General features: G+C 42.3%; 17 protein-coding genes. 14 read left to right on the top strand and 3 right to left on the bottom strand.

Annotation, left to right across the window (positions count from 1 at the left end; genetic code table 11):
• Positions 1–111 precede the first annotated feature (111 nt).
• Positions 112–960 (top strand): pyridoxamine kinase, encoded by an 849-nt coding sequence (locus tag I2483_RS16615; protein WP_207278223.1) that lies wholly within the window; start codon positions 112–114, stop codon positions 958–960.
• A 333-nt stretch (positions 961–1,293) separates the two neighbouring features.
• Here the strand turns inward: I2483_RS16615 and I2483_RS16610 are convergent, their stop codons facing one another.
• Positions 1,294–1,614, bottom strand: a complete 321-nt coding sequence (locus tag I2483_RS16610; protein ID WP_207278207.1) for a cupin domain-containing protein — start codon at positions 1,612–1,614, stop codon at positions 1,294–1,296.
• A gap of 172 nt (positions 1,615–1,786) precedes the next feature.
• Between I2483_RS16610 and I2483_RS16605 the strand changes: the two genes are divergently transcribed.
• The 10 genes from I2483_RS16605 to I2483_RS16560 all read left to right on the top strand — a co-directional run bounded on the left by I2483_RS16605 (position 1,787) and on the right by I2483_RS16560 (position 14,352).
• Positions 1,787–3,058, top strand: a complete 1,272-nt coding sequence (locus I2483_RS16605) for a polysaccharide deacetylase family protein (RefSeq protein ID WP_207278206.1) — start codon at positions 1,787–1,789, stop codon at positions 3,056–3,058.
• A 20-nt stretch (positions 3,059–3,078) separates the two neighbouring features.
• Positions 3,079–3,582, top strand: coding sequence for a sigma-70 family RNA polymerase sigma factor (locus I2483_RS16600; RefSeq protein WP_207278205.1), 504 nt, complete (start codon positions 3,079–3,081; stop codon positions 3,580–3,582).
• Entirely contained in the window at positions 3,579–4,652 is a 1,074-nt protein-coding gene (locus I2483_RS16595; protein WP_207278204.1) for a S26 family signal peptidase, read from the top strand. Before I2483_RS16600 ends, I2483_RS16595 begins: the two co-directional genes overlap by 4 nt.
• Positions 4,653–5,172: 520 nt before the next feature.
• Positions 5,173–7,176: an acyltransferase family protein gene (locus I2483_RS16590; protein WP_207278203.1), complete on the top strand. Its 2,004-nt coding sequence runs from the start codon at positions 5,173–5,175 to the stop codon at positions 7,174–7,176.
• 272 nt (positions 7,177–7,448) lie between these two features.
• A complete protein-coding gene (locus tag I2483_RS16585) occupies positions 7,449–8,384 on the top strand; it encodes an ABC transporter permease (RefSeq protein ID WP_207278202.1) in 936 nt (311 codons plus the stop codon).
• A complete protein-coding gene (locus I2483_RS16580) occupies positions 8,384–9,322 on the top strand; it encodes an ABC transporter permease (protein WP_207278201.1) in 939 nt (312 codons plus the stop codon). The genes I2483_RS16585 and I2483_RS16580 overlap by 1 nt, the downstream gene beginning before the upstream one ends.
• A 111-nt stretch (positions 9,323–9,433) precedes the next feature.
• The gene (locus I2483_RS16575; RefSeq protein ID WP_346267745.1) at positions 9,434–10,414 is read left to right on the top strand and encodes an ABC transporter ATP-binding protein; all 981 of its coding nucleotides are present in this window, start codon (positions 9,434–9,436) and stop codon (positions 10,412–10,414) included.
• A 59-nt stretch (positions 10,415–10,473) separates the two neighbouring features.
• Positions 10,474–12,123: a peptide ABC transporter substrate-binding protein gene (locus I2483_RS16570; RefSeq protein ID WP_207278200.1), complete on the top strand. Its 1,650-nt coding sequence runs from the start codon at positions 10,474–10,476 to the stop codon at positions 12,121–12,123.
• Between the two features lie 277 nt (positions 12,124–12,400).
• A complete protein-coding gene (locus tag I2483_RS16565) occupies positions 12,401–13,342 on the top strand; it encodes a C40 family peptidase (RefSeq protein WP_207278199.1) in 942 nt (313 codons plus the stop codon).
• The gene (locus I2483_RS16560) at positions 13,339–14,352 is read left to right on the top strand and encodes an ABC transporter ATP-binding protein (protein WP_207278198.1); all 1,014 of its coding nucleotides are present in this window, start codon (positions 13,339–13,341) and stop codon (positions 14,350–14,352) included. Before I2483_RS16565 ends, I2483_RS16560 begins: the two co-directional genes overlap by 4 nt.
• A 358-nt stretch (positions 14,353–14,710) precedes the next feature.
• Here I2483_RS16560 and I2483_RS16555 read toward each other — a convergent pair whose 3' ends face one another.
• The gene (locus I2483_RS16555) at positions 14,711–16,117 is read right to left on the bottom strand and encodes an MDR family MFS transporter (protein ID WP_207278197.1); all 1,407 of its coding nucleotides are present in this window, start codon (positions 16,115–16,117) and stop codon (positions 14,711–14,713) included.
• A gap of 815 nt (positions 16,118–16,932) precedes the next feature.
• On the opposite strand from I2483_RS16555, the gene I2483_RS16550 reads away from it, so the two are divergent.
• Positions 16,933–17,736, top strand: coding sequence for a gluconate 2-dehydrogenase subunit 3 family protein (locus tag I2483_RS16550; RefSeq protein WP_207278196.1), 804 nt, complete (start codon positions 16,933–16,935; stop codon positions 17,734–17,736).
• 26 nt (positions 17,737–17,762) lie between these two features.
• Positions 17,763–19,517, top strand: coding sequence for a GMC family oxidoreductase (locus tag I2483_RS16545; RefSeq protein ID WP_207278195.1), 1,755 nt, complete (start codon positions 17,763–17,765; stop codon positions 19,515–19,517).
• A 358-nt stretch (positions 19,518–19,875) separates the two neighbouring features.
• On the opposite strand, the gene I2483_RS16540 is transcribed toward I2483_RS16545, so the two are convergent.
• On the bottom strand, positions 19,876–20,799 hold the full coding sequence (locus I2483_RS16540) for a Na/Pi symporter (RefSeq protein ID WP_186670916.1): 924 nt from the start codon (positions 20,797–20,799) through the stop codon (positions 19,876–19,878).
• Between the two features lie 477 nt (positions 20,800–21,276).
• Here I2483_RS16540 and I2483_RS16535 point away from each other — a divergent pair, with 477 nt between their 5' ends.
• The gene (locus tag I2483_RS16535; protein ID WP_207278194.1) at positions 21,277–22,338 is read left to right on the top strand and encodes a permease; all 1,062 of its coding nucleotides are present in this window, start codon (positions 21,277–21,279) and stop codon (positions 22,336–22,338) included.
• Positions 22,339–22,599 lie beyond the last annotated feature (261 nt).

Below are 22,599 nucleotides of genomic sequence, written 5' to 3'. Positions count from 1 at the left end.
GTCTGTAAAGTAATAGTTATTTCAATCTCTATTAATTGGTGCATTTTCGTCATTGCCTTATTATGATACGATGAAGAGAGTATAAGTAGGATTAGTTAGGTGGCGAATAGGATTAAAAAAGTTGCTGTAATTCAGGATATGTCATCCTTTGGGAAATGCTCGTTAACGGCTGCAATACCTGTTCTATCAGTGATGGGGGTTCAGGCAGTGCCATTGCCAACTGCGATTTTAACGGCGCAGACTGGGTATCCAAGCTTTTATTGTGAGGATTTAACGCCAACAATGGACTATTTTGTTGAGGAATGGAGAAAGCTTGGTGCAACCTTTGATGGTATTCATACAGGCTTTGTGACAGGAAAAGAGCAAATTGATAACATATTTCAGTTTTTACACGTGTTTCATTCGAGTGAAACGAAGCTGCTTGTTGATCCGGTAATGGGCGACACGGGCGAGGTATATAAAATGTTTACAGGCGAGTTGCTTGATCGTATGAGGGATTTAGTGCAGTGCGCTGACATTATTACGCCAAATATTACAGAGTGTTGCTTGCTTACAGGGGTGTCGTATGAGAAGCTTCAGAGCTATAAAAATGAGTCGGATTATATTCAGGTGCTAGAGGAGGCGGGCCATCAGCTACAACATGTAACAGGGGCAAACGTGATAATTACTGGTTTGAATCCGCCTTCAGCAGATGCGAACAAGCGCTATGTAGGCAATATGTATGTAGATGCAAATCATTCCTATTATCGTATGAGAGATTATAACGGCGAGAGCTATTCGGGAACGGGTGATTTGTTTGCATCAGTCATTATGGGTGGTATGATGCGGGGACAGGATTTAGTGGAGTCAATGAAGCTTGCGGAGGCGTTTTTAGCCGCTGCGATTGAAGCAACGTCAAAGGAGCAAGTTCCGCGCGAGGCGGGCGTGAATTTCGAACAATTTTTGCGCATGTTGCTTTAGTAGGTTGACAGTTACCTGCAAAATTCGGACAAGGTACTGAATCCTTTCTGAATTGATAGTTTGTCTGTCACCTATGATGACATACAAGAGCAGTGTACTTCCTTGGAATGAGGAGGTATACTGCTTTTTGCGTATTTAAAGAAAATGGAGCGGAGATGGTTCATACAAGATTGTTAGGTACGCTGTGCACCAAGATATTTTGACTATTCTCCGTGAATACATATTTATGAACTAGAGATTAGATTAGGTGCTGATAATCTAATCTCTGTTGTCTTTTTATACAATTGGGTGAATTTTTTGTTGCACAGGCACACACATAATTAAAATACCTTGTTATTCATCGGCTTTGTTCAAAATGACATAGATACTCGTTTTTTCGGAGCTAGTATTTTTGAAAGCAATCATCAAGTTTCCATTACAGTGAATGAGTTCATCTTTCATGATTGTCGTTTCTTGGTCATCTATCGTAAACACACCATTCCCTTGAATCGCGAGAGCTGTTAAATTCATACCAGGATGCTTATGAGCAGGCATTTCTTGACCCGGAAAGAAGTTTAACACGAATGCGACGCTATCCGCTTTTGTATAGATATTTTTCTTGGTAAATCGTTTTTCATCAAACTCTTGATAGTCTAACAGGGATTTTTTCTCCATATTAATCCTCCTCTTAATCTCTTCTCACCTCAATCATAATGCAGTTGAAAGAAATTTCAATTAAGATGATTCAATTTTTGGTGCATCTTTTTAAAAAAACTTTTGAAACTTTTGAAACTTTTTCTGGAATTCTCCGTCTGTACGTTACTTAATTGACAACGGAGGTAAGGGGATGAGGAAGAATTCTAGTAAAGTGCCGTTATTGGTGTGCTTGATTGTATGTATTATGAGTATTGGTTCGATATGGATTTTGGTTAAATCGGAAGGAAGAGTTTTTGCGCAGGGTAAGGAAGGGGAGCGGTTTGTCACGAAAAGGGAATTTGAGCGGGTGCTTATATTACAGGAGCGCCAGCCGATTTATATGAAGGGGAATGTTGTGACTCAGATTGGCGTGTTGGAGGCGAATCAGCCTGTTGCTGTAACAGGTGAGGATGAGGCGTATTATGAGCTTCGATTGGGAAATATGACTACTTTTGTCCGTAAGGGGCAGGCGAGGGTTGAAAAAAAGAAGCTTTCGACACTTGTCCATACGGAGCGGTTGGCTGCTGTTCATACGCTGAAAAAGACCGCAGTTTACGAGGATGCTAACTTACAAAGTGGCGTCATCCTTGAATTGGAAGAAGGCTATCGCTATCCGGTCGTACGTGAGGAAGAGGATTGGTATATCATTACAATAGGAGAGCGGCCGGGATATATTTCTAAGCAGTCTGTTGCAATGGATGCGGGTCTGCCGGTGCTTGTATACCATCAGGTTTTGCCGCGTGAGATGATGAGAACGATGGATAGTACGATTTCCTTAGAAGCGTTTGAGCAACAAATGGGGTACTTGTCGGATCATCATTTTGAGACGCTGACGGCACATCAGCTTTATGATTATTTGGAGGGGCGCCTTGTTGTACCGAGCAAAGCAGTGCTCATTACATTCGACGACGGTTTATTATCGACGAAGGAGTATGCATATCCCATTTTAAAGCAATACGGGTTTAGTGCGCTTCAGCACATTATTTCCTCGCGTACAGGGCGGGCGCAGGGAGAGCAGCTGTTTGATGCGGATGGCCCGCTACAGTTTTTTACCGCAGCGGATATAGAAGAGCTGGCGGATGTTTTCCAGTTCGAAGCACATACATATGAACTGCATTCACTTAATACGGTTTTGGGTATAGGTATTGCGTTAGAACGTTCAAAAGAAGAGATACTTCTGGATATACAGCAAAATATCGAGCAAGTGCCTGGAGCAGTTTCATTAGCCTATCCGTATGGGCATTATAATAAGGATTTCATCGTGGCAGCTAAAGAGGCAGGGGTGTTGATTGGCTTTACGACGACCGAGGGGTATGCAAATAGGCATACTTCAAATTATGAAGTATGCCGATACGGAATGACAGAGAAAAAGTCGTTTGAGCAATTTGTTGCGTATGTGGAGGGGGACATGACGTGGCCATAGGAGAGGGCGAGGGTTCGTAAATGAGTACTATTGATCAACTAATCGATGAGCATTCGCGTTATTTAGTACGCATCGCTTATTTATATGTGAAGAATTGGTCGACTGCGGAAGATATTGTACAAGAAGTATTTGTTACGTATTTTCAAAAGAGTGATCAGTTTCGCAATGAGGCATCATTGAAGACCTATTTAACGAAAATGACAGCCAATCGTGCAAAAGATTATTTGCGCTCGTGGAAGCATAAAAAAGATGTGCTGTTCGATACAATCTTTGTTTCGGTAAAAGGTGCAGAAGAAGTAGTGTTGGAGCAAGAGCGGCTGGCTACACTTGAAAAAAATCTTTTCCAACTGCCGTTAAAATACCGTGAACCTTTACTATTGTTTTATTATGACGAGCAATCTATAGCGGAAATAGCAAACTATCTACAGCTGAATGAAAATACCGTGAAAACACGGCTACGAAGGGCGAAGCAACAGCTAAAGGGATTTTTTGAGGGAGAGGACGAGGAGGTAGTGAAAAATTGAACGATTTCAAACGTAAGCTTGATCAAATGATGGGCGATACAACGAAGCAGGAAAGGCGGATTAAGCAGCGTGTACGTGAACGTTTACGGCCTCAGGCTAAAAAGTTTTCTTGGCAAATACTGTTTGTCACGGCGGCGATTCCTATAGTAGCACTGTTTCTTATTCTCACAATTGACCCGGCGAATTTTCTATCTTCAGATAAGGGACCTGGCGTCCCATATGATCCACTGGATGATTTGGCGCAAATCTCGGCACTGCAGAAGAAGAAGAAACTGTCAGCCGTTGATTATGAGGAATTTGCGACACTTCCGCATTTTGATCAAGTCGACGGTCTGTATTATGTGGATAATGAAAAGTTTTCATTAAACGGGAATTCGGATGCTTTCCATACGGTTATTGAGCGCAAAGCGAATTTATTCGATGAGGTTGTCTATAAGGCGGGCGATATTGTACGCACGATGACAAATACGACAAGCCATTTACCGACATATATGGATGTTTATTACGAGGTGATTGCAGTCCCAGGTGATCGTGTCGTGCTGAAAAACGGCCAGCTAGAGATAAACGGAAAACCGTTGCCATCTGAAATTATGGATCGTTATGAAAAACAGGGAATCACAATTGCAGGGGGGTACGACCAGTTGTTGAATGCGCGGGAATATTTTTTACTGAACCATTTCCCGGCAAGTAAATCGGTGCAGGGGGCAACGATTACCCCTGTGCACAAAATTTATGGGCAAGTTGTAGGTGTAGCAACGGAAGAGCGAACCAATTCGATTTATATTGATTATTTATCCGGACAGCTTACTGGTGAGTATACACCGGAGCAATATTTCGATTTGTATTTATATGACGATCTATTGGGCTTCGGAAATTTGTCGGAAATGCCTGCGTTTACAGAAATTAGCCGGTTGGGCGAACTGTTTTTAGAGGCATCTTATCGAAAAACGGCTTCTGTTTCTGAGAATGAGTTTAAAATCCACTACCAATATGGGCGAGAAGGGGTAGCGGAGCGTGTGTTTTATATGAAGCGGGATGCGGACTCGGAGCATTGGCTAATACAGGAATAGTATTGGGGCAAAAAGCGGGATGATACCAGAATAAGACACAATCCAAGGGTATTCACCCAATCATATTAGGAAAATCAGGTCGTTATTTGTCCAAAAGAAGTAGCCGTCAACCAACCGCTCACTATATAGAGACACCAACCTGGTTTTCCATCCACTCAACGGTATTGATCCCGCATTAATGGGCAGTAAGAGCCCCACTTCAAGGATACGAGAAGTTGGGGGATCAACTGCCCGTAAAAGCCCGACTGGTTAGGGCCAACGAGGAGGATTTGCAGTTCGTTCCTCCCTCCCTGTTGGTTACTTATGCTTTGCCACAGGACGTAGCAAAGCATAAGTTCTTTAAACAATCAGTGGACGATGTTTGGAAGCGTTTTTTATTTGCAATTAGAATATACAAAAGACGTAAATCATTGAAGAGATTAATCATATTCCACCTATATGCAATCTGGGAAATTGTAATAAATTAACATAATGAAGGCATTCAAGATGTTGTCATAATACTGGGAGTGTAATGAATAGAATGGAAGATTTTAAAAGCCCTCAAAAAAGATATCGCCCGGAGATTGAAGGGTTACGCATGATTACGACATTGCTAATCGTGATTTATCATATTTGGCTGGGAAGAGTATCAGGAGGAATTGATGTATTCTTTGTTCTATCAGGCTATTTGATTACCATGTCTCTTCTATCGAAAATAGAGAGAACGGGAACTGTGCAATTTGGAGACTTTTTGGTGGGACTTGCGAGAAGGCTTTGCCCTCAAGCCTTATTGGTCATCATCGTGAGTGGAAGCCTTGCATTGCTGTTTTTACCTCAGTTGGAATGGAGCTCGACCATTACACATATGACCGCGTCCACCTTCTATTTTGAAAACTGGCGTTTGGCGTTGGATGCTGTTGATTATTTAGCGCAAGATCATGCGGTAAGTCCATTTCAACATTTTTGGTCACTGGGTGTACAAGTTCAATTTTATATCCTTTGGCCGATTTTAATCACTTCCGTGTATTTTATAGCCAGGAAAGTCTTGAAAACACCGGTACGTAAAACTTTTTTACTGGCATTGCTTATTGTCTTCATCTGTTCGATTAGTTATTCTATTTATCAAACAGAAGTGAATCAGCCTTGGGCGTATTTTGATACGTTTGCACGCATGTGGGAATTTAGCATAGGCGGTATGCTAGCATTGGTTTTACCATACTTACTGATGAATAAATGGCTAAACACGGTGTTGGGGTGGCTCGGGCTCTCCATCATTTGTTTTACAGGTTTTTTGCTTCCAGTATCAACGGGGTTCCCTGGTTATTTAGCACTTGTCCCGATTAGCGGGGCATTATTGGTGTTAATCGCTTCCGAAAATAGTACGAAATTTGGCGTGGACCGATTTTTAAGTGTTAAGTCACTGACGTTTTTAGGCGGTCTTACTTATGGGATCTATTTATGGCATTGGCCTCTTTTAATCTTTTATAAGGCTACTGCGGACGTAGAAACCGTTCCGATTCTTGCGGGGAGTGTCATCGTCATAGCGGCGGTTCTGTTATCGCTGTTCTCAACAAAACTACTAGAAGCACCCATACTGAAGTTGGATAAAAAAAGAATGAAGGGCAGACTTGCGGCTGTCTTATGTGGCCTGTTGGTGGTAACAGGAAGTTCAATACTTGCCATTACAACGTATATTGAAAAGGTGAAGGCTGATGCTCTGGTCGTTAATCATGATGAAAAAGCCTTTCCAGGTGCGAAGGCTGTCTATGAGAATAGCGAGCCCCCGAAAGGCATCGTTCCAATTCCGGGATCCATCGATATTCAATCAGATCTTCCTTCCTTTTATGAGAATCCAAACTGCTTTGCGATAAATAGTGTCAAAGTGAAGAAATGTTCGTATGGGGTGTTAACGAATCCTAGCTATACGGTAGCGCTGGTCGGCGGGTCTCATTCGGGACATTGGTTTCCCGCATTGGAAGTTTTAGCGGAAGACCTGAACTTCCAAATTGACGTCTACAACCATGATGGCTGCCGATTTACAAACGAAGATCCGGAACATTACTTAACCAAAGCTTGTTTAAAATGGAATGAGAATTTGATCGAACACTTAAAAGAAGATCCGCCAGACTTGGTTTTCACCACGTCTACATTGAATAGGCGTAAGACGATCCCACCAGGTTACATTAACCAGTGGAAAGAACTGGAGGGGATTAGCACGGTATTCGCTGTACGTGATAACCCCCGTATGAAAAAGAATATCCCTAGCTGTTTAGAAAAGAAGGAAAACCCGTTAAGTTGTGCGATTCCAAGGGATAAGGGGGTTTCAAAGGAAGTACCTTGGGAGAATACCGGGGGCATTCCTTCGAACGTGATATTCGCAGACCTCACGGATTATTTCTGTGATCAAACAACTTGCTATCCGGTTATTGGGAATATCGTGGTGTATCGGGACAATAACCATATTACGGCAACGTATGCAAAAACATTAGCCTTACCTTTAAAGGAACCTTTGGAGCAGGCGTTGAGGAGTTTGGATGGGTTTTAAAAAGAACTTGTGTGTTGAATGGTGATACAGATAATGAATGGTGTCGTTGGTTTTTACAATAAAATTGATTCATATTGTCGGCACTCTTAATGTTGCAAAACATTCTACTAATCAGTACTTGAAAACCGTTACCTGGATTACTTCGGGTAACGGTTTTTTCTCAGTAGTGATATTGTAATATTCACAAAAGTTTGATAGAGTTGTAATTACCCATTTAATTGAATTGTTAGATACATAAAGGGAGAAAGACAAAGAGTTTGGGGGAATGATGCATGGCTGTATACATAGTCAAACGGTTTTTCATGATGATTGCTACGATTCTTATCATCGCAACATTGACATTCTTCCTAATGCATTCAATACCAGGATCGCCGTTCGATGAAGAAAGGACAACGAATCCGACGATTCAGGCGAACCTTGAAAAGTACTATAAACTTGATCAGCCAGTTGCTGTGCAATACGTCTATTATTTAAAATCGATTGTGACGTTTGATTTTGGGCCATCGATTAAAAAGCCGAATGAGACCGTGAACAGTTTGCTTGCCAGGGGATTTCCGATATCATTCGAACTTGGGATGATTACAATTCTTGTTGCTGTCATATCAGGTGTTATTCTTGGCACATTCGCGGCGCTCCGGCATAACGGATTTATTGATTATATGGCAATGACCTTCGCTGTTGTCGGGATATCCGTTCCGAACTTCGTGCTTGCGACGCTGTTAATCCAGCAAGTCGCCGTTACATGGCAATTGCTACCACCTGCAACGTGGAGTAGCCCACTTCATATGATATTGCCGACATTGGCGCTTGCGACTGGCCCGACGGCAATTATCGCACGGCTTACGCGGGCAAGTATGCTTGAAGTGTTGACGCAAGATTATATGAAGATGGCACGTGCGAAAGGGCTTACACCGTTCCGTATTGTCGTGCGCCATGCCCTTCGTAATGCACTTATGCCCGTCGTCACTATAATGGGAACGATGCTTGCAGGGATTTTGACAGGGACATTCGTTATTGAGAAAATCTTCGCGATACCTGGAATGGGAAAATATTTCGTTGAAAGTATTAATAACCGGGATTATCCGGTAATTATGGGATCCACCGTCTTCTACAGTGCATTTCTCGTTTTCATGCTGTTCCTCGTCGACATCGTTTATGGCTTCCTAGATCCGCGCATTAAACTGCACAGGAAGGATGGTGATGTGTAATGGTACAGAAAGACAAAAGCGTAACTATTCCTGATGAATGGTTCAAACCAAAGGGAAAGAACTCAGACAAAATAGAAACGGTCGTCAGGCCATCGCTGTCCTACTGGAAAGACGCCTGGCGCCGCTTGCGGAAGAATAAATTGGCAATTAGCGGACTTATTTTTCTCATCATATTAACACTGTTTGCAATCTTCGGTCCGATTTTCTCGCCGCATACTGTAACGCAAACGAATTTACCGAATCAGAATCAAGCACCTTCTGCTGAACATTGGTTTGGGACAGATGAGATGGGACGCGATGTTTTCACTCGTACATGGTACGGGGCGCGTATCTCATTGTTTGTAGGTGTCATGGCGGCTTTAATCGATTTCTTCATCGGAATTATCTATGGTGGCATCAGCGGTTATAAAGGTGGGCGGACCGACACCCTTATGATGCGCATTATCGAAATACTGTATGGATTGCCGCATTTGCTTGTTGTCATCTTGCTGATGGTTGTTATGGGGCCAAGTTTGACGACAATTATCATTGCGCTGACCATCACAGGCTGGGTCGGAATGGCCCGTATCGTAAGGGGACAAGTTCTCCAAATTAAAAACTATGAATTTGTTACCGCCTCTAAATCATTTGGGGCAAAGACTCCGAGGATTATCCGGAAAAACTTATTACCAAATACGATGGGGCCGATTATCGTCCAAATGACATTGACTGTACCGAGTGCAATTTTCGCAGAAGCTTTTCTTAGTTTTCTAGGGCTTGGTATACAGGCACCGTTTGCAAGTTGGGGTGTCATGGCGAATGATGCACTTCCAGTTATCCTTTCTGGACACTGGTGGCGATTGTTCTTCCCAGCATTTTTCATATCAATGACGATGTTTGCATTTAACGTTCTTGGTGACGGTATGCAAGATGCACTCGATCCGAAACTAAGGGGGTGATGGATTTTGAATGAACATCAATTGGATAATGCGAATACGCTCGTTTGTAATCAGCATGAAGATTTAGACAGACAGAAGGGCAAGAATCGAAAAACTGTTTCAACCGAAAAGGTGCTAACTGTAGAAGAATTACACGTATCATTTAAGACATTTGGCGGTGAAGTCCAGGCACTCCGCGGTGTATCGTTTGAGCTGTACAAGGGAGAGACGCTCGCAATCGTAGGAGAATCCGGATGCGGAAAAAGTGTCACGGCAAACACAATCATGGGGCTGATTCCGCAGCCGCCTGGAAGAATAAAGAATGGAAAAGTCCTGTTCAAAGGGAAAGATCTGACGAAGTTGAGTAAAGCAGGTCTGCGGAAGATTCAAGGTGTTGATATTTCGATGATTTTTCAAGATCCGATGACCGCCCTAAATCCGACACTTCAAATTGGCGAACAGTTGACTGAAGGATATCGAACACATCACAAGGTGAGTAAGGCAAATGCGCGGGAGAAAGCGATTGAAATGTTGGAACTAGTAGGCATTCCGAATCCCGAAGAGCGGCTGAAACAATACCCGCACCAGTTTTCAGGAGGAATGAGGCAACGAATTGTCATTGCGATTGCCCTCATTTGCGAACCTGAACTGCTAATTGCGGATGAACCGACTACCGCACTCGACGTTACAATCCAAGCACAAATTCTTGAGCTATTTAATGAAATCCAAGAAAAGACAGGCGTATCCATCATCCTTATTACGCACGATTTAGGCGTTGTCGCCAAGATTGCAGACCGCATCGCAGTCATGTATGCGGGCAAGGTGATTGAAATAGGAGAGAAGCGTAAGATTTTCTATACGCCGCAACACCCGTATACGAAAGGGCTACTCAACTCGGTTCCGCGGCTTGATTTGAAAGAAGAGGAACTACAGCCGATTGAAGGGACGCCGCCAGATCTGTTTGCACCGCCTAAGGGCTGTCCATTCACAGCGAGATGTCCATCTGCAATGGATGTCTGCGACCGTGTTTATCCTGAAACAACACATCTAACTAAAGACCATGCAGTCAATTGCTGGTTACAGGATGAACGCGCGAAACTGGTTTTCACCTAAACGTTGGCAATACGCACGAAAGTGCTTCCATATTCATCACAAACAAAGGGGGATTTTGTATGAAGAAGTGGTTGACGTTTATCATTGTAGCCATGCTTGCACTCGTGCTGGCAGCTTGTACTGCTACGAAGGATGCTGGGAAAGAACCAGAGAAGGTCAAGGATACTAAAGGCGAGGAAAAGAAAGAAGAAACGGTGGCAAAGGAAAAAATCCTATACTTAAATAATGGTGAGGAACCGACATCGTTTGATCCATCAGTTGGATTCAATGCTGTTTCATGGGGTGCATTAAACAACTTGATGGAAGGCATGACGCGTCTGTCAGAAGATCATCTGGCTGTAGAAGCGACGGCAGAAAAGATTGATGTTTCTGAAGATGGCCTGACATATACATTTACCATCCGTGATACTGCGAAATGGTCAAATGGAGATCCTGTAGTAGCGGGGGACTTTGTCTATGCTTGGCGTCATATGCTTGACCCGGAAACAGCTTCACCTGCTTCGTTCCTAGCGTATTTCATCGAAGGAGCGGAAGCCTATAATACTGGTGAAGGTACTGCTGAGGATGTTGCAGTAAAAGCGCCGGACGAGAAAACCTTTGTCGTAACATTAACGGCACCAAATGAGGCGTTCTTAAATATTATTACAAACCCAAGTTTCTTCCCAATCAATGAAAAAGTAGCAACTGCCGATCCGAAATGGTTCACAGAAGCGGCATCATTTGTTGGGAATGGTCCATTCAAATTAGCATCGTGGGATCATGATGTAAGTTTCGTTTTCGAAAAGAACGAAAATTATTGGGATGCAGCGGCTGTGAAGCTCGACAAAGTAGAGTGGGCTATGGTCAATGATCCAACAACAGAATATCAGATGTACGAATCGGGTGAGCTAGATCAATCAGGAGTACCACCTGAACTTGCGGAAAAGTTAAAAGATAGCGATGAACTGCGAATCGATGACCAAGCGGGACTTTACTTCTACCGTTTGAATACCTCGATGGAGCCTTTCACAAATACTAAGATCCGAAGAGCATTCGGACTCGCGGTAAACCAGCAAGAAATCGTCGACTACGTGACGAAAAACGGCGAAAAGCCAGCATATGGTTTCGTCACATACGGATTTATCGGTCCGGACGGCAAGGAATTCCGTGACTCTGTAGGGAACCTTGTTGAATTTAATAAGGATGAAGCGAAAAAGCTTCTCGAAGAAGGTATGAAAGAAGAGGGCTATACGGAATTACCAAAAGTGGAACTGACGTATTCAACAAGCCCATCCCATCAAAACATCGCGGTAGCGCTACAAGCGACGTTCAAGGAAGTTCTTGGCGTTGACGTAGGCCTGAAAAATATTGAGAGCGCAGTTTTTGCGTCTGAACAAAAAGAGTTTAAATACCAGATGTCCCGCTCTTCTTTCTTGCATGACTATGCAGATCCTGTAAATGCACTTGAAAGTTTCATCACAGACTCGTCTATGAACCGGACGACGTGGTCGAATGCGGAGTATGACAAGCTTATTACAGACATTAAAAATGAAACAGATGAAAACAAACGTTGGGAATTGCTGAAACAGGCGGACCAGCTTCTAATGGAAGAAATGCCTGTCTTCCCGATTTATTATTATAACCAGACGACGCTTGAAAAACCCAGTATTACCGGAATTTTGCGCCACCCGGTTGGTTATATCGATTTGAAATATACGGATAAGAACTAGGAGAAAGTCGCGGCGTCCGTTGTGGCGCCGCTTTTTTTCTTGAATAGTTGATGCTGTACCGCTAACTTTAGGATTGCCAGCCGCATTATGCGACGTGTTAGCCAAACGTACCTCGCTTCGATTTTGATGCACCGCTTATGCTGGCGAAGGATATTGTCCCAGTAGGAATAGTCTAACAAGGAAGTACAATTCGTTTACTGGAAACGTCAGGGCTGTTCTATGACTTTTGCAATGGCTATGAACAGATGGAGCATATAGATAAAGGAGTGGATGGTTGATGGAAACGATTGTAAACACCTGGTATTGTGTGGTCCCGGTTGCAACCGTGTGGACTTCACCTGAATCTGTCCGGGTAATTGATGAACCTGGAACAGCGAACCCAGTCCGGTTAACGGAATGGCTTGGGAAGTTAACGTATGAACCACGCCTTGACTTGTGCGATGGCAATCGGATTCAGACGCAGTTGCTGTTTGGTGAACCGGTCATCGTTGAAGATGTGCAAGGGGATTGGGCGAAAATCATTGCTGTCTGGCAATCATCAACTAAAGACGAACGCGGTTATCCGGGTTGGGTCCCTCTTGCACAGTTAAAGGAAGCACAACCGATACATGCGACTGGATTTGCAAAAGTGACGGCAGGAAAAGCACAACTTTGGAAATTGGACGGTTCTCCTTCCGTGATTATTCCTTTTAACTCGATTCTCCCCTATATCGGAGAGTCTGGTGATCATTTACGCGTGTGCGCACCTGATGGAGAAGCCTTACTACTAAAACGGGATACGGAACTGGCGCCATCTGTTCATCAATTTAAAAAAGAACAACCTTCTGTTGCGGTTGATAAAGGCCTTGCTTTCCTCGACCTGCCTTACATATGGGGAGGCATGTCTTCGTATGGCTATGATTGTTCCGGTTTTACATACAGTATGTTGAAAGCTTGTGGGCACTCCATTCCACGGGATGGTGGTGACCAAGCGAGAGTGGGTGTGGAAATTCCAGTAGACAATCAGTCGCTCTGGAAAAAAGGAGATCTTCTATTCTTTGCTGATAATGAAGGAAAAGCGAGTATCCGTCATGTCGGGTTTTATTTTGGTGACGGGTTGCTCCTTCATTCACATTCCACGGGGAAATCGGTAGAAGTGATGAAGCTTGCAGGCACTAAATTGGAGAAAGAACTTTGTGCTGTCCGACGTTACGGTGTGACAAAGGAGGGAACGATATGACACAACCGGCATTATTGTCTGTAATAGAATTGAAACGTTATTTTGATGTTGGGCGCGGAGACCAGTTGAAAGCAGTCGATGGAATTAGTTTTGATATTTACAAAGGAGAGACGTTCGGCCTTGTTGGTGAGTCGGGTTGCGGCAAATCGACGGCAGGCCGTACGATTCTAGGCCTGTACAATAAGACTGACGGGGAAGTGTTGTACAACGGCCAAAGCGTTCACGACATGACGAGTAAAGAGAGACGGCATTTCTTAAAGAGAATGCAAATGATTTTCCAAGATCCATATGCATCATTGAATCCGCGTTCCACGGTCTATGAGATTATTGCTGAACCAATGCAAATCCACGGTTTGTACAAGACAAAGAAAGAAATGCGCAATCGTGTCAATGAATTATTGGAGGATGTCGGGTTAAGCGGGGATCATGCGAACCGTTATCCACATGAATTTTCTGGTGGACAACGCCAGCGTATCGGCATCGCACGCTCGCTTGCACTTGATCCGGAATTCATCATCGCGGATGAACCGATTTCAGCACTGGATGTATCCGTACAAGCGCAAGTCGTGAAGCTGTTGCAGCGGTTACAGCGGGAGAAAGGTTTGACGTATTTATTCATTGCCCATGATCTGTCGATGGTGAAATATATTTCAGACCGTATTGGTGTCATGTATCTTGGGCATATGGTCGAGTTGACCACGAGTGCACAGCTCTACGATAAACCGCTACACCCCTATACGGAAGCGTTATTATCGGCCATTCCAATTCCGGATCCAGACATCGAAGAATTACGTGAACGTATTTTGTTGCAAGGTGAACTGCCAAGCCCCATAAATCCGCCGTCAGGTTGTGTATTCCGTACGCGTTGTCCGTACGCTATGCTGGTCTGTGCGGAATTAAAGCCGAAATGGCTCGAAAAAGAGTCCGGTCATTTCGTCGCCTGTCATCTGCATGATGAAAAAGTGATGGCACGAAATGAAACAATTGTAGTACCCGAGTTGTCCCAATGAACCTGGACAGCTCTTTTTGTTTTAGGTTCCACTGCGTGAGGAACTACTCAGATAATGCACTCAATTGCAAACAGTAGAACTGGGAGTCCAATCATATTAGTCTTTGCTGGGCTTCCCTAGGTATGTTTATTGCCTTCCTTGAATTGTCATAAATGCACCGCAGGCAGATCTGCATGACCAACATCCTGTTCGCGCAAGCGGCTGAAGCCATACTAGCGGAACACGTGCGCCTAGAATGGTTAACAACGGATTCCAAATGAAAAGCGGATATGTGAGTAACTACCGCTCACATACCCGCTTTGAAATCCCTTTATACTGTTCAGTGCCCATACTCAAATGGTGCGGAAGCCTATTTGCGTTACGCTTCCGTCGAGCTTTGGTTCGGCTTCGAATCCCTAATTGTAAATGATAACAAAAGTCCGAAGACTGCAATGTATCCTGCCATATGGAAGGCGACATTGACCCCGTGGATGGCACCAGCAACCGAGTCGTCACCTATCGCCGCTGTTACCGTGATGGCGACCAGAACCGCAGTCCCAACTGCACCAGAAATCTGACGGAACGTATTGTTCATGGCAGTTCCGTGAGCTATTAGATGATTTGGCAACTGATTCAACGCAAGCGTTGTAGACGGCATCATGACCATAGCAATGCCGAGCATCCGAACCGCATTCAAGACTGCTAAATACGTGAAACTTGTTTCTTCGGATAGGTTTGCAAACATGAACGTTGTCACTGTTAGGATGAAAAATCCACCTCGCAACAGCCACTTTGCTCCAAATTTATCAAACAGTGTTCCTGTCACTGGGTTCATAATGCCCATTACGATGGCGCCTGGCAAGAGCATCAGGCCAGAATGAAAGGCGTTGAATCCAAGCAGGTTCTGCATGAAGATTGGTAAAATTACGGTTGTTGCAATCATGGAGGCGAATACAATCATGCCGAGTCCAGTGGCCAACGTGAACACCAAATAGTTAAACACCCGAAATTCGAGGATGGGCTCTTCCAGCTTCAATTGTCGTTGAATGAATAAATAGAGTGAAATAGCTCCGACTACAAATGCTATGCCAACATTCACATGAAGCCACCCCGTGTTACCGGCAATACTAAAACCGTAAAGGAGTCCGCCAAAACCAAGTGTCGAGAGGACAATGGACCAGTAATCCATCTTTGGATTGGTTAGTTCCGTGACGTTTTTCAGCAAAAAGAAGGCCGCAATGATAATTATAAGAGCAATCGGTAGGACAACATAAAAGACGCTTTTCCATGCATAGTGATCCACAAGATATCCTGAAAGGCTCGGTCCAATTGCCGGTCCAAATGCAATGACAAGACCATACATACCCATCGCTTTTCCTCGTTGTTCAACAGGGAAGAGGAGGAACATAATCGTTTGCAAAAGTGGCATCATTATCCCCGCACCTGCTCCTTGAAAAACCCGTCCTAGTAACAAGAAGGCAAAGTTAGGAGAAATGGCAGCGATGAATGTACCAAAGGCGAATATGCTCATCGCAGTAATGAATAATTTCCGTGTAGTAAATTTTCCGATTAAAAATGCTGTGATTGGAATCATGATTCCGTTGACGAGCATGAAAATCGACTGCAGCCACTGAACTGTACTTTCTGTAACTTGAAGATCTTTCATGATTGGTGGCAAGGCTGTTGCAAGAAGGGTTTGATTTAAAATTGTAATAAATGCACCGGATAATAAAACGGCCATCAGTGGTATATTCTTTTTGAGTTCAAACGTTTGCGTGTTTTCCATTGTCTGTTAATCGCCTCATTTTAGTTACTTTCTACCCGAACAATTTAACATTTAATGCGAACCAGACACTTCTCACGTGTAAGTGGTTATTTTACTAGGCCTCAAGTTTATTGTCTAAATAAGTGTAGGTTATTCAAAATGCATACTAGATGCGGCATTGATTGGGATTGCAGTTCGCATAACGAAACAATTTAATGAAATGTCATAAATCTATCATGCACTAGTACAACAAAATTGATACCCGAAGTCTGGAACGAGTATACGGTCGAAGGAATTAAAGTTGCTAAGTCGTTAAGTAAGGAATTAGAATACGCAGATAAAAGTTCTACCAGTAACCTTCCTTGTCATTTAGAATACTTAACTAATACGTTAACGCCCACCCGTTTGACAGGTGGGCGTTATTTTATGCTTATATATATTTTATATGAATAGCTTTTAAGCGGAAAGTTTAGTGTCATCTATTTATTCAAATTACATCAATCCTCTATTTATCGAATGAGAAAATCTAAGGATGAATTCAAGTAGGTGTTATATTTTAGCGAATAATGGGCAATAGTTATAAAAGGCAAGTATTGTCAAGTAGTTCCAATTTTATTGGTTTTAGAAATTGCTTAGATCTTCCTTAGCATGAAGTACTTTCTATTCAATCCATTCTCCGAGGTCTTGTTCAAGAGAAAGACGATAAAGAATTTCAATTTGTCCTTATGGAGGGTGATTACTAAAATGATAGGGATTTTAATATTAATAGTCCTAGAACATCATATTTAAATCGATATCAATGTGTAATTTAAACAGTAGTTTGAGGAGGGTAATAAATGACAGATAAATACTCAGATGATGACAAGCAAACGAAGGATGATAAAACATATGACCCTAGCCGCCGAAGGTTTTTAAAAAACACAGGAATGGTAGCTGGCGGAGTTGTAGGAGGTTCGTTTCTTGGAGGATTGCTGACCAACAAATTCGTTCAAAAAAATGAAACAGCTACAAAAACTGGTATGGAACATGCTACCGACTTTCAAGAAGCCTTACAATTTTTTACCCGTAGGGAAGACTTTGCGGTACTTCAAGCTGCAACTGAGCAAATTTTTCCAAAAGATGAGAATGGGCCGGGTGCAATTGAATTAGGGGTGCCCTATTATATTGACAAGCAGTTAGCCGGTCAATGGGGAGTAAATGCCAGAGACTATCGACAAGGTCCATTCGTTCCTAAGACTAAACCAAGCGAAAGAGCTGAGGAAAAGCGAGGTGAACAATCGATTTTGGATCGAGGAAGTATTTTTTTACTTGGCCTAAGAGTAATGAATCAAGAAAGTGGTAAACGATTTAATACTAGTTTCGATAAAGCCACGGAAGCGCAGCAAGGTGAAATTTTGCAGGATTTACAAGATGGAAAAATTAAAATGAATGGTTTATTATCATCCGAATTCTTCTTCTTGCTTCATAGATCCACACTAGAAGGTGCGTACTGTGATCCACTATATGGTGGTAATAAAAATATGGATGGTTGGAGAATGAAGGAGTTTCCTGGAGCACAAGCATCCTATATGGGGGTTATTGATAGTGAAGACTTTGTAAAAATGGATCCAGTTAGTTTGGAAAATTATCAGGGACACTAATCATATATTCAATAGGAGGAAATGCAATGGTCAAAAAACTCAATAAGGTTGACGCAGTCATCGTTGGATCAGGATGGGCCGGTGGTATTGTTGCGGCAGAACTAACTAAAGCAGGTCATAAAGTTGTCATACTTGAACGCGGTAAAGATAAGAAGCACGAAGACTTTAATGGTACAAAGGACGAGCTACGTTACTCGCAACGTTATGATTTGATGCAAAACCTTCATAAAGAAACGATAACATCAAGAGGTGATCTATCCGAAACAGCACTTCCAGTAAGAAACAATGTGAATGCAAGATTGGGTGAAAATACGGGTGGGGCTGGCGTTCACTGGAACGGATGGACCTTTCGCTGGCTACCTTATGATTTTGAAATATACAGCAAAACAGTTGAACGTTATGGTAAGGGGAAAATTCCGAAGGATTCAACAATGCAAGACTGGGGGGTTACTTACGATGAAATGGAACCATATTTCGATAAATTTGAAAAAACTGCTGGAATTTCGGGAGAAGAAAACCCACTCGGACCACCACGCTCCGATAAATATCCTAATCCGCCACTAAAAACTACGCCAGCTATTAATTTATTTCAAAAAGCATCTACAGAACTGGGCTATCATCCTTATCGAATGCCGGGTGCTACCGTGTCACAAACTTATCAAAATCCAGATGGAGAAACCATTAATGGATGTGTATATTGTGCATTTTGTGAAGAATACGGTTGTAATTTCGGTGCGAAAGCTGATCCAATCGGAACGGTACTTGCAACTGCTAAGAAGACCGGGAACATGGAACTGCGAAACGGGGCAAACGTAACGCGAGTCAGCCATAATGGGAAACGTGCGACTGGCGTGATTTATGTTGATACGAGCACTGGACAAGAATACGAACAACCTGCTGATATTGTTGTACTTGCTGGATTTGTCTTTTCAAATACGAAATTACTTTTACTATCAAAAATCGGGACCCCATACAATCCAGAAACGGGTAAAGGTATAATCGGTAAAAACTTTACAGGCCATTTCTCAAATCTTTCTACCTATATTGGTGCTCGCGGTTTTTTTGAAGATAAGAAGTATAACCTCTATATGGGAACTGGTTCACTTGGTTCCACCCTTGATGATTTTGCAGGGGATAATGAAGATCATACAAATCTCAATTACTTGCATGGTTTTGAGATCCACTTTAGTCAGTTAGGAGCAAGACCAATCTCCAATAACCAAGTCCCAGTTGGAACACCTACATGGGGTAAGGAATTTAAGAAAAACTCGTTGCATTACACGAATCGAAACTTGTTTATCACATCACAAACTGCATTTTTACCAAATAAGTACAGCTATTTGGATTTAGATCCAACATATAAAGATGCACTAGGCAATCCACTACTGCGTGTGACTGTTAAATATATGGAGGATGATATTAATCGATCTAAAGCTGGTGTAGCCCGATGTGAAGAAATAATGAACAAGATGGGTGCAGATATTGTTGATGTTGACAAGGTTGCAGATGATTTACAATTTGATCACAAATTTTATACCGATCACTTTATAGGTGGGGTTATTATGGGCGCTAGTCCAGCAAATTCTGCAGTCAACACATATTCGCAAATGTGGGATATGGAAAATTTATTTGTGGTAGGGGGCTCGTCTTTTCCACACACTGGTAATTACAATCCTACTGGAACGATTGGGGCCTTTGCCTATCGTGCGGCTGAAGGAATGAATAAATACTTAAGTGAAGGCGGGTTACTAACACAACAGCTGCAAGAAAAAAATGCATGATAATAGAAGTGAATTACAGAATGAACTAGTATTAGTCAGGTATTTTGAACTTATAGCCTTTAGATTATATGCCACGCAAATAGAGAAGCCAGTATTTATGGGCTTCTCTATTTGTGTTCACTCACTATTAACGGACTATACATATTTATTCACTATAGTGATCTTTTTACGTTTTTAATTGTCAGGTACCACTGTGCGCGACGCTATTCTGAAAATACACATCAATTGTATATTAATACAATGAAATCAACTATCCAAAAGAGTTTCTGAACCTATTTGAATTTTCACTCGGGTGTGTGAATTATTTTTCATTGTGTATTATGCATTGTACTTCTTTTAAACCTACGATGGCGCCATTTCACTTACGATCATGAACTCTCATAATAAGTTTTCCAAATGAAGTTGCAAAAGGAAGGATAATGAGTGAAGAAAGGACATTAAACAAAATACCTATATAAGCGAGTTGTGTGTCAGCTTCACTTGCAAGCTGTAATCCAATCGAAGTGAGCAAACCGATAAAGGGATAAAATACGATAACCCCGATGATATTCAACCATATATGGGCATAGGCAGACAATCTTGCTTCCCTGCCAGCACCAATAGAAGCCAAAAAAGCAGTGACACATGTACCGATATTGGAACCTAGCATAATAGCGATTCCAGTGTCCAAGTGTACAACGCCATTTGTTAGGAATCCCATTACAATGCCTATAGTGGCTGTGCTTGATTGAATAATCGCCGTTATGAATGTACCGGTGAGAATACTATAAAGATAACTGTCATCCAAAGATAATAGTGAATTACTAACAAATCCAATTGAGCTCAATGGACCTGCTAAGAGTTCAAAGCCACTCATGGAAGTAAAGACAGCGGCTATGCCGAGAAGTATTAGACCGATACTTCGTAACTTTCTTTTTCTAGTTAATAATAAAATAGCCCCACAAATGGCTAGAGGTACAAGGAATCGCTCTAGGTCAAAGGTGATGAGTACAGTTGTTAATGTCGTACCGATATTTGTTCCTAAAATAATTCCTATAGATTGAGGGAATGTGAGTAATCTAGCGGCAATGAGTCCAATCGTAATGACCATGACTGCCGAACTACTTTGTAGAATACAAGTAATTCCAACCCCTGCTAGTAAACCTTTCCAGGGCGTATCCGTTAATTTAGTAAGCCATAATTTTAAGGAGTTTGCAGATAAATTGAAAAGCCCTAATCTTAGTAATGCCATGCCATAAATAAATATTCCGATTAAGAATAAAAATAGAAATAATTGAGCCAAGCACCCACCCCCATATCTATGTCTATGGTTTAAAAGGTTCGGACATGCATCGTTTCCCCCGATTACCGTTTACACGTATTTTAAACCTGAATTATTCACGTATGTAAGAATAGACGTAAATTTGACTAGAATTCATTATCACGGATCCTAATTTCGTGAATCTGCCGTCTTTCGTCGGCACAGAAATGTTTTTTTCATTTTGCAGCTTAGAAGATTGCTGTTTTGGGTGGACTTCTCCCGTGGTAATTATCTGATTTACATAGAATGTATAACTTTGCACTTATTATTTTTTCCTTTTATTAGTGTTATGATCTACCTTTTTCACTCTTTAAAATACTACACAACGCTATTGTGTACCTGAAATCACAACATCCACTACAACTATATGAAGAAAATGAAAAGGAAAAAACAGTTAATTATTTACGTAATATAGTGCTATAATTAGCTAGTTATTTTATTTTCTTGGGAGATGTACAGATGAATCATTTATTACCATCTCAATCGTCCCGTTCCAAAAGGACGATTGTTTACATTTTGATATTTTTGTTGATTGCCATTGTGGGATTGGCCTATTTAAAATGGATTCCGTATTATAGCAAAAGCATCTTGGCCATTACTTCTCATTCAATCGGGGATTCCATTTTGGGGGATCCGTCTGAGGCAGGATCTGTCTCATGGCAAGGCGCATGGTCCTATGCCTTGATCTATTTCAATTCAGTTTGGAAAGCGGCTGTTCTGGGTATTCTATTGGGCTCTTTAGTGCAGGTTTTATTGCCGGCAAACTGGTTACTCAGAGTACTTGGAAAAACTTCTTTTGGCAGCACCGCAATTGGGGGCCTTTCCTCACTTCCAGGCATGATGTGTACCTGTTGTGCTGCACCAGTTGCTGTCGGACTACGCAAGAAAAATGTCTCTGTAGGGGCTAGCCTTGCTTTTTGGCTCGGCAACCCGACCTTGAACCCTGCCACGCTAATTTTCATGACATTTGTTTTGTCTTGGAAATTCACTTTACTCCGACTGGTGTTCGGTGTGATTTTGACTTTTGGCGTCAGCTATCTGGCCAATCGTTTTGTGCCTGCTGTAAAACAGGTGGATCTCGATAAAATCATGGAAAAAGCGGAAGAGGTGGAAACAGGGACCTTCATTTCGAGATGGATGAAAAGCTTAGGGAAAATGACTTTGTATATTCTTCCGGCCTATATCCTATCCGTTCTATTGATGGGGGCAATTCGTGTATGGTTATTCCCGCATGTGAGTGAAGCCTCTGCCAATACCATTTTTACAATTATCATCTTTGCAATTGCTGGTATGTTATTTGTGATTCCGACAGCTGCGGAAATACCTATCATCCAAACGTTTATGTCCTTTGGGCTCGGCGGTGGTCCAGCTGCAGCACTCTTAATCACATTACCTTCTATCAGTCTGCCATCCCTGTTGTTAGTTGCAAAATCGTTCCCTACAAGAGTCTTGTTTTTTGTAGCAGGATCCGTGGTATTGCTGGGAATACTGTGCGGTGTGATGGGGATGTATATTTTATAAAGGGTAGCTGATTGCAATGCCTGTACAAGAGAGGAAATAGGACTCTTGCACAGGCATTTTTTATCGAAATACAAGGCACAATGGCAAGCAATTCAACCAGTTAGCTAAACATAAAAAATTCAGGTGCCTGTGCACAGCACTATTCAGTGAATACAATACAGTTGAATCAATTTCATATCTCTGAGCCCTTGCGGCTCTAAGTATAAAACGGCAAGAAAAAAGAGCACCTCCCCAAATCCTGTATAATGAGAGTTCTGACAC

It is taken from the genome of Sporosarcina sp. E16_3, from assembly GCF_017347125.1.
Classification (GTDB): domain Bacteria; phylum Bacillota; class Bacilli; order Bacillales_A; family Planococcaceae; genus Sporosarcina.
Note: the sequence above shows the minus strand (reverse complement) of the source record. Positions and strands in the feature narration are given on the sequence as shown.

Bases quoted from the DNA above. Each gene is read 5' to 3' on its own strand.
- I2483_RS16555 (WP_207278197.1), bottom strand. From the start codon at position 16,117: ATGGAAAACACGCAAACGTTTGAACTCAAAAAGAATATACCACTGATG.
- I2483_RS16570 (WP_207278200.1), top strand. From the start codon at position 10,474: ATGAAGAAGTGGTTGACGTTTATCATTGTAGCCATGCTTGCACTCGTG.
- I2483_RS16600 (WP_207278205.1), top strand. From the start codon at position 3,079: ATGAGTACTATTGATCAACTAATCGATGAGCATTCGCGTTATTTAGTA.
- I2483_RS16605 (WP_207278206.1), top strand. From the start codon at position 1,787: ATGAGGAAGAATTCTAGTAAAGTGCCGTTATTGGTGTGCTTGATTGTA.
- I2483_RS16560 (WP_207278198.1), top strand. From the start codon at position 13,339: ATGACACAACCGGCATTATTGTCTGTAATAGAATTGAAACGTTATTTT.
- I2483_RS16590 (WP_207278203.1), top strand. From the start codon at position 5,173: ATGGAAGATTTTAAAAGCCCTCAAAAAAGATATCGCCCGGAGATTGAA.
- I2483_RS16580 (WP_207278201.1), top strand. From the start codon at position 8,384: ATGGTACAGAAAGACAAAAGCGTAACTATTCCTGATGAATGGTTCAAA.
- I2483_RS16585 (WP_207278202.1), top strand. From the start codon at position 7,449: ATGGCTGTATACATAGTCAAACGGTTTTTCATGATGATTGCTACGATT.
- I2483_RS16565 (WP_207278199.1), top strand. From the start codon at position 12,401: ATGGAAACGATTGTAAACACCTGGTATTGTGTGGTCCCGGTTGCAACC.
- I2483_RS16610 (WP_207278207.1), bottom strand. From the start codon at position 1,614: ATGGAGAAAAAATCCCTGTTAGACTATCAAGAGTTTGATGAAAAACGA.
- I2483_RS16535 (WP_207278194.1), top strand. From the start codon at position 21,277: ATGAATCATTTATTACCATCTCAATCGTCCCGTTCCAAAAGGACGATT.
- I2483_RS16545 (WP_207278195.1), top strand. From the start codon at position 17,763: ATGGTCAAAAAACTCAATAAGGTTGACGCAGTCATCGTTGGATCAGGA.
- I2483_RS16550 (WP_207278196.1), top strand. From the start codon at position 16,933: ATGACAGATAAATACTCAGATGATGACAAGCAAACGAAGGATGATAAA.